General features: G+C 68.1%; 11 protein-coding genes. 7 read left to right on the top strand and 4 right to left on the bottom strand.

Annotation, left to right across the window (positions count from 1 at the left end; genetic code table 11):
• Nucleotides 1–22 precede the first annotated feature (22 nt).
• From ACW173_RS05020 to ACW173_RS05005, 4 genes are all read left to right on the top strand, one after another.
• Nucleotides 23–1720 carry a methyl-accepting chemotaxis protein gene (locus ACW173_RS05020; protein WP_492083778.1) on the top strand — a complete coding sequence of 566 codons (1698 nt, stop codon included), beginning with the start codon at nt 23–25 and terminating at the stop codon, nt 1718–1720.
• Nucleotides 1720–2208: a chemotaxis protein CheW gene (locus ACW173_RS05015; RefSeq protein ID WP_492083777.1), complete on the top strand. Its 489-nt coding sequence runs from the start codon at nt 1720–1722 to the stop codon at nt 2206–2208. The genes ACW173_RS05020 and ACW173_RS05015 overlap by 1 nt, the downstream gene beginning before the upstream one ends.
• Before the next feature lie 70 nt (nt 2209–2278).
• Nucleotides 2279–3139: a CheR family methyltransferase gene (locus tag ACW173_RS05010; protein WP_492083776.1), complete on the top strand. Its 861-nt coding sequence runs from the start codon at nt 2279–2281 to the stop codon at nt 3137–3139.
• A gap of 8 nt (nt 3140–3147) precedes the next feature.
• Complete coding sequence (locus ACW173_RS05005; protein ID WP_492083775.1) at nt 3148–4248, top strand: protein-glutamate methylesterase/protein-glutamine glutaminase; 1101 nt, start codon at nt 3148–3150, stop codon at nt 4246–4248.
• 87 nt (nt 4249–4335) lie between these two features.
• Here the strand turns inward: ACW173_RS05005 and ACW173_RS05000 are convergent, their stop codons facing one another.
• Nucleotides 4336–6105, bottom strand: coding sequence for a hypothetical protein (locus ACW173_RS05000; protein ID WP_492083774.1), 1770 nt, complete (start codon nt 6103–6105; stop codon nt 4336–4338).
• Between the two features lie 82 nt (nt 6106–6187).
• Nucleotides 6188–8125 (bottom strand): hybrid sensor histidine kinase/response regulator, encoded by a 1938-nt coding sequence (locus tag ACW173_RS04995; RefSeq protein WP_492083773.1) that lies wholly within the window; start codon nt 8123–8125, stop codon nt 6188–6190.
• 144 nt (nt 8126–8269) lie between these two features.
• Between ACW173_RS04995 and ACW173_RS04990 the strand changes: the two genes are divergently transcribed.
• Nucleotides 8270–8575: a DUF1244 domain-containing protein gene (locus ACW173_RS04990; protein ID WP_492083772.1), complete on the top strand. Its 306-nt coding sequence runs from the start codon at nt 8270–8272 to the stop codon at nt 8573–8575.
• A gap of 112 nt (nt 8576–8687) precedes the next feature.
• Here ACW173_RS04990 and ACW173_RS04985 read toward each other — a convergent pair whose 3' ends face one another.
• Complete coding sequence (locus ACW173_RS04985) at nt 8688–9287, bottom strand: DUF2306 domain-containing protein (protein WP_492083771.1); 600 nt, start codon at nt 9285–9287, stop codon at nt 8688–8690.
• Between the two features lie 104 nt (nt 9288–9391).
• Between ACW173_RS04985 and ACW173_RS04980 the strand changes: the two genes are divergently transcribed.
• Nucleotides 9392–10129: a LytTR family DNA-binding domain-containing protein gene (locus ACW173_RS04980; RefSeq protein WP_492083770.1), complete on the top strand. Its 738-nt coding sequence runs from the start codon at nt 9392–9394 to the stop codon at nt 10127–10129.
• A gap of 16 nt (nt 10130–10145) precedes the next feature.
• On the opposite strand, the gene ACW173_RS04975 is transcribed toward ACW173_RS04980, so the two are convergent.
• On the bottom strand, nt 10146–11159 hold the full coding sequence (locus tag ACW173_RS04975; RefSeq protein WP_492083769.1) for a substrate-binding domain-containing protein: 1014 nt from the start codon (nt 11157–11159) through the stop codon (nt 10146–10148).
• Between the two features lie 137 nt (nt 11160–11296).
• Here ACW173_RS04975 and ACW173_RS04970 point away from each other — a divergent pair, with 137 nt between their 5' ends.
• Nucleotides 11297–12745, top strand: coding sequence for an MFS transporter (locus ACW173_RS04970; protein ID WP_492085907.1), 1449 nt, complete (start codon nt 11297–11299; stop codon nt 12743–12745).
• The last annotated feature ends 220 nt before the right edge of the window (nt 12746–12965 follow it).

Below are 12965 nucleotides of genomic sequence, written 5' to 3'. Positions count from 1 at the left end.
ACCGCGCCGAAGGATCCAGACCATGCGTTTTACGATTAAGTTACAGCTCGGTCTGGCCTTTGGCCTGATCATCGCCCTGCTCATCACCGCCACGCTGTTTGGCGTGAACAGCCTGTCCTCGACCAATCGCGACATGAACGCGATGGTCAATGGCCCGGCCGTGCGCCTGCAGGCCGCCCAGCAGCTCAACATTCACCTGCTGAACGTGGTTCGGTCCGAGAAGAACATGATCCTGGTCGACACCGCCGAGGAGGTGAGAGCCCTGGAGGGTTCGGTCGAGAAGGAAAAGAAGACGTTCGAAGCCCTGCTGGCCAAGGCCGAGGGCCTGGCCACCGCCGAGGGCAAGCCGAAGTGGCAGTCGCTGGGCAACGCGTTCGAGCGCCTGATCGCCGCGCATGATACGGTCTACGGCCTGGCCCTGACCAACAACGACGTAGCCGCCACCGCCGTCTCGATGGGCGAGGGCCGCAAGTCCGTCACCGAGGCCGCCGACCAGGTGGAAGAACTGGTCGAGCTGTCGCAGGCTCAACTGAACGCCGCCACCGACAAGGCCGACGCCGACTTTGGTCAGGTGCGCAACAGCCTGATCGGCCTGGCCGTGGTCTCGCTGCTGATCGCCGCCGCCGCCGCCGTCTATATCTCGACCATGGTCAGCAAGGGCCTGAACCGTGCTTCGGACGCCGTGCGCGCCGTGGCCGAGGGTGACCTGACCAAGACCATCGAGATCACCACCAAGGACGAGATCGCCGACCTGCTGGGCCATGTGAACATCATGATCGAACGCCTGCGGGGCGTGGTCTCGGACGCCATTTCGGCTTCGGAGAACGTCTCGGCGGGCAGCCAGGAACTTTCGGCCGCCTCGGAACAGGTGAGCCAGGGCGCGACCGAACAGGCCTCGTCGGCCGAGGAGGCCTCGGCCTCGATGGAAGAGATGGCCGCCAACATCAAGCAGAATGCCGACAACGCGGCCCAGACCGAGAAGATCGCCCGCCAGTCGGCGATCGACGCGGAAACCTCGGGTCAGGCGGTGAACAAGGCCGTCGACGCCATGCAGACGATCGCCGAGAAGATCACCATCGTGCAGGAGATCGCGCGCCAGACCGACCTGCTGGCCCTGAACGCGGCGGTCGAGGCCGCGCGGGCTGGCGAGCACGGCCGCGGCTTCGCCGTCGTCGCCTCGGAAGTGCGCAAGCTGGCCGAGCGCTCGCAGACCGCCGCCGCGGAGATCAGCGCGGTGTCGTCCGACACCGTCAAGGCCGCCCAGTCGGCGGGCGAGATGCTGACCACCCTGGTGCCCAACATCCGCAAGACCGCCGAGCTGGTCTCCGAGATCAGCGCCGCCTGCCGCGAGCAGGACATCGGCGCCAGCCAGATCAACGAAGCCATCCAGCAACTGGACAAGGTCACCCAGCAGAACGCTTCGGCGTCCGAACAGATGTCGGCGACCTCCGAGGAACTGGCCGCCCAGGCCGAGGAGCTGCAGACCTCGATCGCCTATTTCCGCACCAGCGCCAACGGCCACGCCGCTCCGCGTCGTCCGGCCGCCCGGCCCAGCGTCCATTCGGCGGCCAAGCGTCCGGCCAGCGCGGCCGCGCGCAAGCCCGCCGCGCCGACCCGCAATACGGTCGCCGCCCAGCAGGCCCGGGCCACCGGCTTCGCCCTGGACCTGACCAACGGCGGTCCGGACGCCGACGACGCCGACTTCCGCGAGTACGCCTGATGGCCGGAGCGTCCGACCACCAGTTCGTCACCCTGGGCCTGGGCGCGGAGGTCTTCGCGGTGTCGGTCTCGCACGTGCGCGAAATCCTGGACTACCAGGCGCCGTTCGCGATCCCGGACGGGCCCAGCTACCTGATGGGCCTGACCGACGTGCGCGGCCGAGGCACCCCGACCATCGACCTGCGCATGAAGCTGGGCCTGCCGCCCGTTCCGCCGAACGGCGCGACCCGCATTCTCGTGCTGGACGTGCCGCTGGCGGATCGCGTGCTGTCGCTTGGCCTGATCGCCGACCGCGTCATCGAGGTCGTCGCCTTCTCGGAGGGGCAGATCGAAGCCGCGCCGGACATCGGCGTGCCCTGGCGGTCGGAATACATTCAGGGCGTGGTACGGCGCGACTCTTCCACGGGAAATGGGGGGTTTGTCGTGATTTTCGACCTCGCCCGCCTACTGACCGCCCAGGACGCCGCCGTGCTCAGCCAGGCGGCCTGACGCAACTCCCGGCGACCCGAGAGAGGTTGCCCGCAAAGTACGGCGCGTAGACGCCGCGACGGAGAACCCCGTGTCGAGACGAGCCGCGGCCGCGCTTCAGGCGCCCGAAACCGAACAACTCAGCGCCCGCAATTTCCAGCGGCTGGCGACGTTCATCCAGGACTATAGCGGCATCAAGATGCCGGCCAACAAGCGCACCATGCTGGAAGGGCGCTTGCGCCGCCGCATGCGCGCCACCCGGATCGGCGACGTCAACGAGTACTGTCGCTTCCTGTTCGAGGAAGACGGCCTGGCCGCCGAGACGATCCACCTGATCGACGCGGTGACGACCAACAAGACCGAGTTCTTCCGCGAGCCGGCCCACTTCGACTTCCTGATCGCCAAGGGGCTTCCGGCCTTGGCGGCGAAGGGCAAACGCGAGATCAAGATCTGGAGCTCGGCCTGCTCGACGGGCGCCGAGCCTTACACGATCGCCATGGTCATGGACGAGTTCCGCGAAAAGCATCGCGGCGTCGACTACTCGATCCTGTGCACCGACATCTGCACCGAGGTTCTGGACCAGGCCGTCGCCGGCCGCTTCTCCGAGCAGATGATCGAGCCGGTCTCGATGGCCCGCCGTCAGCGCTACTTGATGCGCAACCGCGACGCCTCGCGCAACGAGGTGCGGATCCGCGCCGACCTGCGCGGCAAGCTCTCGTTCGCCCGGTTGAACCTGATGGACGACGCCTATCCGATCGAGAACGACCTCGACATCGTCTTCTGCCGCAACATCCTGATCTATTTCGACAAGGCCACCCAGGCAAAAGTGCTCAAGCGTCTGTGCAACCATCTGTCGCCTGGCGGGTACCTGTTCCTAGGGCATTCTGAATCGATCGTCGGCATCGACCTGCCGGTCGTCCAGATCGCCAACACCGTGTTCCAGAAGCGGTAGGAGCCTCCATGGCCGCGGCCCGGAAGATCCGAGTTCTGATCATCGACGACTCCGCCACCGTGCGGCAGACCCTGGCTTCGATCCTTTCGGAGGATCCGCAGATCGAGGTGCTGGGCGTGGCGTCGGATCCCTTCGTGGCGGCCAAGCGCATCGCCGAGGAGATCCCCGACGTCATCACCCTGGACGTCGAGATGCCGCGCATGGACGGCATCACCTTCCTGCGCAAGCTGATGGCGCAGCGACCGATCCCGGTGGTGATGTGCTCGTCCTTGACCGAAGCGGGGTCGGAGACCCTGCTACAGGCCCTGGAAGCCGGCGCTGTCGACATCATCCTCAAGCCGAAGATGGGCGTCGCCGACCACCTGCTGGAATCGAAGATCCGCATCTGCGACGCGGTGAAGGCCGCGGCCGGCGCCAAGATCGCGGGCTCCAAGCGCGTGATCCCGCAGATCGCGCGCCCGGACCATGAGCCGCAGAAGAAGCTGACCGCCGACGCCATGCTGCCGCCGCCCATAGCGACCAAGGCCATGGCGCGCACGACGGAGTCGATCATCTGCATCGGCGCCTCGACCGGAGGCACCGAGGCCTTGCGCGTGTTGCTGGAAGGCCTGCCGCCGGACTCGCCGGGCGTCGTCATCGTCCAGCACATGCCCGAGAAGTTCACCGCCTCGTTCGCCAAGCGCCTGGACAGCCTGTGCGCGGTCGAGGTGAAGGAGGCGGAGGACGGCGACACGGTCCGTCGCGGCCGGGTGCTGATCGCGCCGGGCAACAAGCACACGCTCCTGGAGCGCAGCGGGGCCCGCTACTACGTCACGGTCAAGGACGGCCCTCTGGTCTCGCGCCACCGGCCGTCGGTCGACGTGCTGTTCCGCTCGGCCACCCGCTCGGCCGGCTCGAACGCGGTCGGGGTGATCATGACTGGCATGGGCGACGACGGTGCGCGCGGCATGTCCGAGATGAAGCAGGCCGGGGCGTTCACGCTCGCGCAGGACGAGGCCACCTCGGTGGTGTTCGGGATGCCCAAGGAAGCGATCGCGCTGGGCTGCGTGGACCGCGTGGTTCCGCTGCAAAACCTGACGCTCGAGATGCTGCGGGCCGCGAGCCGGTAGGCCGGGTCCGCGAGGGTCGCAACAGATACATACGTCATTCCCGCCACGAGGGCGGAATGACGGAAGTTCGGGGCTAGAGGCGAGCGCCTAGAACAGGAGATCGTCGTCCTCGACGACTTCGGCCAACTCGGCCTCCGCCGGCGTCTCACCCAACGCGTCCGTCAGGGCGCGGTGCACCTCGCGTTCCTGGGCCATCGTGTATTGCTTGGCCAGCCTGTCGGTCAGCGGGCGCAGGGCCGAGGCGATATCGTCGGTGGCGATCTCGCCGTCGCCGGCGAGGTCCAGGAGCTGGTTGGCGGCGTCGTCCAGCACCGAGCCGATCTGCTTGTGGAAGTCGAAACGTTGGGAGGCGCGGCGCAGCATGTCGACGACCTCGGCGCCTTGGCGGGCGACGGCGTTGAGCGCGGTTTCGACGCCGTCGCCAGCCTTACCGATGCGGGTGACCGCGTCGCTCAGGACATTCGCGGCCGCGGCGGCCTTGCACGCCTCGCCATCTTGCGCGGCTTCTCGCTGGCCAAGGGCCTCGGCGGCGTTGAACAGACCTTCAAGGGCGCTGGTCGTGTGGCCGGCCGACTTTTCCAGGTGGATGGCGTGCTGGCGCAGTTCGATGGCGATGACGCCCAGCGGCTTGCCGGTCTCGCCGATGCGGCTGCACTTCAGCGTGGTGTTCAGCGCCATCATCTGCACGTCGGCGCGGATGTTCTGGATGCCGGCGATGCGTTCGGTCAGCTCGCGCGCCGAGACGGCGGCCGAACGGCTGACGTCTTCAGCGGCCTGCTCGCCCGCGGTCATGTCACCGACCAGTTCCAGGGCCTGGCCGACATTGCCTTCCAGGTTGCGCAGGAAGTTGGTCTCGGCGCCGCCAGCGTTATTCGAGCTCTGGCCCGAGGCCAGGTCGCGCAGGCGCAGCAGTTCAGTGGCGTCGGCGGCCATCCCGATAATGTTCTGACCGATACGCGAGACCTCGCGGTGGAAGTCCTCGGCCGTTGCGTTCGTCTGGGCGCCCAGCAGGCGGTGGACAAAGGCGTGGGCGCGCGCGCGCGGCTCGGCGTCCAGGGCGGCGATCTCGCGCGACTCGTCCAGGAACTTCAGGCCGGCCTGGACGTGCTCGATCCGCTGGCGGGTGATGTCGCCGATCTGCAGGGCGGCGAGGCCCGAGCCAACCTTCTTCTGGACGTCGCGCGCCAGGGTCGCGACGCTGGTGGCGACCTGGGCGATCTTGGCATGGTGGTCGGCTATGGCGCCGGCGCTGGCGGTCAGGGCGTCCGGCACGGCCGGCAGCAAGGCCACGCAGTCGCGGGCCAGCTCATGCTCGTGGGTCAGGGCGCCGCGCAGGGTGTGGTCCAGGCCCGCCAGCTCGCCCGCGAACGCGTCCAGCTGGGTGCGGCCCATATCGATGCAGTCGTAGATCTCCTGGGCGAAGATCGCGAACTCCGGCCCGGCGGCGGCGATGCCGCCCGAGGTGATCTTGATGTTGATGGCGAAGACGCGGAGATAGGCCAGGTGCTGGCGCATCTCCTCGATGCATGCGCCCAGGCGGTCGCCGAACTTGACCAGTTCGCTGACCCGCTCGCGGCGGGCGCCCAGGCTGTCGGGCAGGGACTTCAGGGACTCGGCGGCGCGGGCCAGGTCGGCGGCGGTGCTCGACACCGTCTCGGCGTCCAGATTGCCGCGCATGCTGTCCAGGCCGGCGATCAGGGCGCTGACGCCGTCGACCGCGCGCGACAGCACGTCGCCGGCTTCCAGGAAGCGACCTTCGACCACCTGACGAGCGGATTCCAGACGCTGGCTGATCCGTGCGCCCTCGCTGGACGGGGCCGTGGTCTGCGAGACCGTCGCTTCTGCTGACAAGCCCATGAAATCGCCGATTGTTTTTCTCGGCCGCCACTATCGCGCGGATGTGCGAAGGGGCGGTAAAGATCAGCGGAAAATTTAGACTCTAAGCGCTGGCCGCCGCGGCCTGGTCATGGTCGGTGCGGACCTCCATCGCCTCGCCGATGGCGGCGAACAGGGCGGCGCTGGTGATCGGCTTTTGCAAGTGGACGTCGGCCCCGGCTTCGCGGCTGGCGTGGACGTGCTCGGGCCGGGCATTGGCCGTCAGCATGATGATCGGCGCGCGCGGCGCCCCCATCGAGACCTCCAGGGCGCGGATTCGCCGGACCGCCTCCAGGCCGTCCATTACCGGCATCTGCATGTCCATCAAGACCAGGTCGGGCGGAGACAGGCCGTACATCTCGACCGCTTCGAGCCCGTTTTCGACGCAGACGATGTCGGCGACCTCGGCCAGCATCAGCTCGACGACCTTGCGGTTGGTCGGATGGTCATCGGCGACCAGGACGCGCGGCGCGCCGGAGGGGGCCGCGGCGACATCGTCGTTCTGGGACGCGGCCTGCTCGCTCGTGGCCAGTGGCAGGGCGAACCAGAAGGACGAGCCGACGTCGGGGGTGCTGTCGCAATCCAGCTCGCCGCCCATCAGCTCGATCAGCTCGCGCGAGATGGCCAGGCCCAGGCCCGTGCCGCCGAAGCGGCGGGTGAACGAGGCGTCGGCCTGTTGGAAGCGCTCGCAGATACGAGCCTTGGTGGTCTCGTCGAAGCCGATACCGGTGTCGGTGACCGCGAAGCGTGTGCGGCCCTGGTCGTCCAGGGTGACGGTCAGGGCGACCTCGCCCCGGTCGGTGAACTTGACGGCGTTGCTGAGAAGGTTGGTCAGCACCTGGCGCAGGCGGGCGCTGTCGCCGGCGACGGTCCGGTCGGCGCCGACCTCGACCGCCACGCTCATGCGCACGCCCTTCTCGTCGGCGCGCAGGGCGCACAGCGCCGCCACCGAGCGGGCCATGTCGCCCAACTCGAACGGCGCGGCCTCGATCATCATCTGGCCCGCCTCGATGCGGACCAGGTCCAGCACGTCCGACAGCAGCCGCTCTAGGCTGCGCCCAGAGGCCGAGATGATGTCGACCAGCTCGCGCGCGCGGGGATCGGTGGACACCTTCGACAGCAGGTCCGCTCCGGCGATGATGCCGTTCAGCGGCGTGCGGATCTCATGGCTCATATTGGCCAGGAAGGCGCTCTTGGCCTGGCTGGCCTGTTTGGCCTGTTCCAAGGCCGCGCCCAGGGCGTCGGTCGCGGCCTTCCGGGCGGTGATGTCCTCGCCTAGGGTGATCAGGTGGCGCGCGCCGACATCGTCGTAGGTCGCCAGGGTCTTGATCACCAGGTGGCGGGTTTCGCCGCCGATCTCGAGCGTTTCGTCCAGCACCTGCATCTCACCGCTGCGCAGGACCTCGGCCTCGACGGCGCGGGCCCGTTCGGCGCGGGCGGACAGGAGCACCTGGTCGCCGGTCCGCCCGATCGCCTCGTCGGCGACCAGGTCCAGGGCGTCCTCGGCGGCGCGGTTGATCAGGACGTAGCGGCGGTCCTCGACGTTCTTGACCGTCAGCGGCAGCGGCAGGAGCTGCAGCACGGTGCGCAGGAAGCCTTGGGTTTCCACCTCCTCGGTCACGTTGCGGGCGGTGGCGAGCAGACGGACGATGCGGCCTTGCGCGTCGTGGACCGGGGCGATGGTGGTGTCGCAATAGACCCGCGCCTTGGATGCTCCGCCCAGGAAGGCGCGGAAGCGAGCGACCGTGCCGTCGGCGGCGAGATTGAATGAGCGGTCCAGCGAGAAGCGGCTTTCCTCGGGCCACAGGGCGCGCCAGTCGGCGGCGACTCCGGAGGGTTCCCCGAACAGGGCCAGGGCTCTCTGGTTAGCGTGTTCCACGACGCCGTCGGCGCGCAGGATCCAGGCGCTGTCCTGGTTGGCTTCGAGGATGTTCAGATAGCCGTAGGCGCGGGTCGACTCGGAAGGCGCGCGGATATCGGGTTCAGATTCTGGCTGCGACATTAAGCGCCTGCGACTTCCGGACCAGCATAGGGTCATGCTTGGCTGAAAAGACCGTTAAGCGCGCCAGTCGACGGATGGGCGCCGTTGCTCCGAGGCGCGGTCGCGCTCACAGTTCCCGCTGTTTCGAATCCGGCAGGACCTAGCATGATCGACATCGACGACCGCATCGCCGCGGCGGCCTTCCGCCGGCTTGTCGAGCACCTGCGGATGCGCACTGACGCTCAGAACGTCGACCTGATGGGCCTGGCCGGCTTCTGTCGCAATTGCCTGGGCGACTGGGTGAGCGAGGCCTCGGAAGGGGCGCTGGACAAGACCGCCGGGCGCGAGGCGGTATACGGCATGCCCATGTCGGCGTGGAAGGCCAACCACCAGACGCCCGCGACGCCCGAGCAACTGGCGCGCATGGACGCCAGCGTGGCCCTGAACAAGAAACTCAGAGGGGAGGGATGAGCGGACCCAGCCGTCGTGGGATCTCAAGCGCCTCGGCCACGCCGACGGCCGTGGGGACCAGGGCGGTCGCGGCGTCGAACAAGGCTACGCCGCCGCCCCATGGCGCGGGTCTCTATCGCCCGCGCAGATAGACCTCGGCGATCGCCAGGTTCGGGACCCAGGCCAGGAACGAGATCGCGCGGTACCAGGGCAGGAACGGCAGGTCGAGCATCAGAACCAGCGGCAGGTAGAGTCGCAGGGTGACGGCCGCCAGGGTCAGGGCCCAGGAGCGGATCATCCAGCGGCGATGCTCGGTGAAGCGGCCCCGCGCCGCCGCCCGCCAGCCCAGCAGGTTCACGGCGATCCAGATCACCGCCAGGCTCCCAAAGCCCGCTGAGGCGATCGGGCCCGCATGGGAGCCGGGCGCCAGGATCAGTCCCGCCACGCCGCCGACCAGGCAGGCCAGCACATAGGTCCGGCCGATCCAGCGATGCGCTCCGGCTCGGCGCAGGACGGGCAGGAACTGCAGCGAGCCCAGCAGGAGGGCGGTGACCGCGCCGGCGACGTGGACGACCAACCAGGGCACGCCCAGCGGATTGCCCAGCGCCTCCCCCGGGGTCGTGGGCGGATGCAGCAGGTAACGGGCCGAATAGCCGGCGACGCCGATGCAGAGCAGGGCGGCCAGCAGCCAGAAGGCGCGGGTGGGCCAGGGGATCAGGGCAGGGGTGGTCAAGTCGGGTCCTCGGCGTGGTCTCGTCGAACCTCGTTGCGGCGATCGCCACGGCTCGCTAGGCCTTGCTTCGCGAACGGCGCCAGGGCTTCGCGAACGGGATCGGAATGGGCGAAGCGGTCAACAAGACACGGCGATGGGCCATCGACCTGGCGATGCTGGTCGCCATCGGCCTGCTGATGGGGTTTCTGGGTCCGTTCGCCTCCGAGCGTGTCCCCACGCTATGGCGCTATGTCTACTGGATGATCTGCATGGTCGGCGGCGGCCTTATCGGCGTCGTTCTGGACCGTCTGATGGAGAGGCGTGTTCGCTCGATCTGGCGGCGAACCTTGCTGGTCTCGACGCTGATGACGCCCCTGGTGTCACTGCATGTCATGACCACCGAGCACCTGCTTCTGGACGGTCGCTTCAATTGGACGGGTTATTGGTGGCTTCAGCGCCAGGTGCTGCCGATCTCGCTGGCGGTGATGGTGGTGCGGGCGTTGGTCTGGATCCCGAGGCCCCACAGGGTCGAGACCCGCACCGTCGTCGAACCGCCCCTGCCCGAGGCCGAAGCCGCCTTCCGCAAGCGGCTATCGGCCAGGCGGCGCGGCGCCCGGCTGATCGCTGTCGAGGCTCACGACCACTACCTGAAGGTTCACACCGACGCCGGCGAGGAATTGGTCACCCTACGTTTCGCCGACGCGCTGGACGAACTGGCCAAGGTCCATGGCTGGCGGGTCCACCGCTCGTGGTGGGTCGCCGCCGAGGCGGTCGAGGGCGTGCGCTGGCGGCGCGCGCGGGCGAGGTGCGCCTGGCTAGCGGTCTGGAAGCGCCCGTCAGCCGCACCTATGCGCCGGTGCTGAAGGACGCGGGCTGGTTCTAACCCCCGCACGACTCCCGCACGATCAGGTCGGTCGGCAGGGTCTCCGGGTCGTGGTCGCCGTCCTGGTCCAGGATGCGGGAGACCAGCAGGCGTCCGGCCTTGGAGGTGTCCTGCTTGATCGTGCTGAGCGCCGGTGTCGAGAGACGCGAGAGCAGCATGTCGTCATAGCCGACCACCGAGACGTCCTCGGGCGCGCGCAGGCCGGCGCGCCGCAGGGCCCGGATGGCGCCCAGGGCGACCAGGTCGGACGAGGCGAAGATGGCGTCGAAGGTCGCGCCGCGACGCAGCAGGCGGCTGACGGCGGCCTCGGCCGATTCCATCTCGAAATCGACCGGCAGCACCAGGGACGGCTCCGGCTCTAGGCCGCTTTCGCGCAGGGCGTCCAGATAACCTTCGCGGCGCTGGGCCGCTTCGGGGTGGGTCTCGCCCAGGAAGACGATCCGTTTGCGGCCCAGGCGCGCCAGGTGAAGCGTCGCGCGGCGGCCGCCCAGGAAGTTGTCCGAGCCGATCGAGCAGTATTTCTGGCCCGGCAGCTGGGCGCCCCAGACCACGAAGCGGGCGTCGGTGGCGGCCAGCTGGTTGAAGGCCTCGTGCAGGTCGCCCTGGCCCAGGAAGATCGTGCCGTTGGCCCGGCTGGCGGTGGCGGCCAGATAGAGGTCGTCATAGTTGGCCGGCGCGGTATGGCTGACGGTGAAGTCGCAGCCGCGATCGCGCGCGGCCTCGCCGATATTAGCCAGCAATTCCAGGAAGAACGGGTGCGACAGCGGTAGCGGCCGGCCGTGGGTGCGGGGCATGACGATGGCGATCGCCCCCTCGGCCCCGATCGGCGCGGCCGGCATATAGCGGCGGAACGAGTAGCCGCGCTCCTTCGCCAGGGCCCAGATCTTCTGTTTTGTCTTTGTACTGATCGAATGGTGATCGTTCAGCGCCCGCGAGACCGTCGAGACCGAGACGCCGGCGATCGCCGCGAGGTCTTCAAGCGTGATGTTGTTGCTGTTATCGTTGACCATCGCGCTCAAGTAATAAGAATAAGAGGCCGTAAGGCCGGGGGAAAAGGAAGCCTTTGCCAGGAGAGCCGCAAGACCTCCGAAGCGTGGTCGCGACCGCGCCGCCGAAGGCCAATCTCAGCTTCCTTCAGATCTGGAACATGTGCTGTGGCCTGTTCGGCGTGCAGATCGTGTGGGGCTTGCAGAACGTCAACACCAGCCGGATCTTCCAGACCCTGGGGGCGGACGTCAACGAACTGGCGATCCTGTGGATCGCCGCGCCGATCACGGGGCTTCTGGTGCAGCCGATCGTCGGCCATCTCAGCGACCGAACGTGGGGGCGACTGGGCCGCCGTCGGCCCTACCTGCTGTATGGCTCGATCGTGACCGCCATCGCCCTGGTGCTGATGCCCAACGCTCCGACGGTGATCACCGCGAGCCTGGCCCTGTGGCTGCTGACCGCCTCGATCAATGTCGCCATGGAACCGTTCCGGGCCTTCGTCGCCGATTCCCTGCCCAACGAGCAGCGCACGGCCGGCTTCGCCATGCAGGTGTTTTTCATCGGCGCGGGGGCGGTGTTCGCTTCGGCCCTGCCATGGCTGTTGTCGCACGGCTTTGGCGTTTCGAGCCAGGCCGCGCCGGGCGTCCTGCCGCGGTCCGTGCATGCGGCCTTCTATGTCGGGGCCGCCGGCCTGATGGTCGCGGTGCTGTGGACCGTGTTCAGCACCACCGAGACCCCGCCCGAGCGTCTGGCTTCCGGCGCGCCGGCCGTCGCGGCTCGCACACCGTCGCCGGCGACGATCGTCTGGATGCGTAACAGCGGCCTGCTGTGGATGGCGGGCGCGGCGATCGTGGCCCTGTGCGCCTTCCTCGGCCGCTGGGGGCGTGAGATCTATGTGCTGGCGATCCTGGGTCTGATTTTCGGCGCGGCTCAATTGGCGACCAGCTGGCAGCGTGATCGGGGTCGCACGTCCGTTGGTCTCCTCGAAGTGGTCGAGGATATCGTCCATATGCCGCGGGTGCTCAAGCGCCTGGCGGTGGTCCAGTTCTTCACCTGGTTTGGCCTGTTCGCCCTGTGGATCTACGCCACTCCGGCCGTGACCGCGCGTCACTACGGCGCCGTGGACACCGCCTCGGCCGCCTACAACACCGGCGCGGACTGGGTGGGGGTGCTCTTCGCGGGCTACAACGGCGTGGCGGCCATCGCGGCCCTGGCGCTGCCGTTGCTGGCCAGACGGGTCGGACGTCCCGCCAGCCACGCCATCTGTCTGACCCTGGGCGCGGCGGGTTTCGCCGGCTTCGTGCTGATCGACGATCCGGTGCTGCTGTGGATCCCGATCGTCGGTATCGGCCTGGCGTGGGCGTCGATCATGTCGGCTCCCTACGCCATGCTCTCCAGCGCCGTGCCGCCGGGCAAGATGGGCGTCTATATGGGCATCCACAATCTGTTCCTGGTGATCCCCCAAATGGTCGCCGCCACCGTACTTGGGCCGCTGGTGGCCCGCGTGCTGGGCGGCCAGGCGATCCTGGCCCTGGCCCTGGCCGGCGGCGCCTTCGCCATCGCGGCCGTCATGGCCCTGACCATTCGCGACCACGCGGAGCGCGGCTGACCCTCTTCGCCCGTCGGCGGACTCTGGCCTGCCTGATTTTGCGAAACGCCCCGTCATCGAACCTCACTATCCACCCAACGCAAAAATTGCGCAACGATTTTGCGTAACGCAGGTCGCAATGCCTTATTGGGCAACGATTTTGCGTGTCATTGCGCGGCATTTTGCGTAAATTTCCGTAACATCGCTCTTGCAAGGCGCGCAAATTGGCGCAAAAACGGCG

The organism is Caulobacter sp. ALps2 (genome assembly GCF_058681635.1).
The sequence above is the reverse complement of the archived record's forward strand: the minus strand, read 5'-3'. Positions and strand labels throughout refer to the sequence as shown.

Excerpts from the sequence above, each read along its gene's own strand:
- ACW173_RS04975 (WP_492083769.1), bottom strand. The coding sequence starts at position 11,159 with ATGGTCAACGATAACAGCAACAACATCACGCTTGAAGACCTCGCGGCG.
- ACW173_RS05015 (WP_492083777.1), top strand. The coding sequence starts at position 1,720 with ATGGCCGGAGCGTCCGACCACCAGTTCGTCACCCTGGGCCTGGGCGCG.
- ACW173_RS05020 (WP_492083778.1), top strand. The coding sequence starts at position 23 with ATGCGTTTTACGATTAAGTTACAGCTCGGTCTGGCCTTTGGCCTGATC.
- ACW173_RS04995 (WP_492083773.1), bottom strand. The coding sequence starts at position 8,125 with ATGTCGCAGCCAGAATCTGAACCCGATATCCGCGCGCCTTCCGAGTCG.
- ACW173_RS05000 (WP_492083774.1), bottom strand. The coding sequence starts at position 6,105 with ATGGGCTTGTCAGCAGAAGCGACGGTCTCGCAGACCACGGCCCCGTCC.
- ACW173_RS04990 (WP_492083772.1), top strand. The coding sequence starts at position 8,270 with ATGATCGACATCGACGACCGCATCGCCGCGGCGGCCTTCCGCCGGCTT.
- ACW173_RS04970 (WP_492085907.1), top strand. The coding sequence starts at position 11,297 with ATGTGCTGTGGCCTGTTCGGCGTGCAGATCGTGTGGGGCTTGCAGAAC.
- ACW173_RS04980 (WP_492083770.1), top strand. The coding sequence starts at position 9,392 with ATGGGCGAAGCGGTCAACAAGACACGGCGATGGGCCATCGACCTGGCG.
- ACW173_RS05005 (WP_492083775.1), top strand. The coding sequence starts at position 3,148 with ATGGCCGCGGCCCGGAAGATCCGAGTTCTGATCATCGACGACTCCGCC.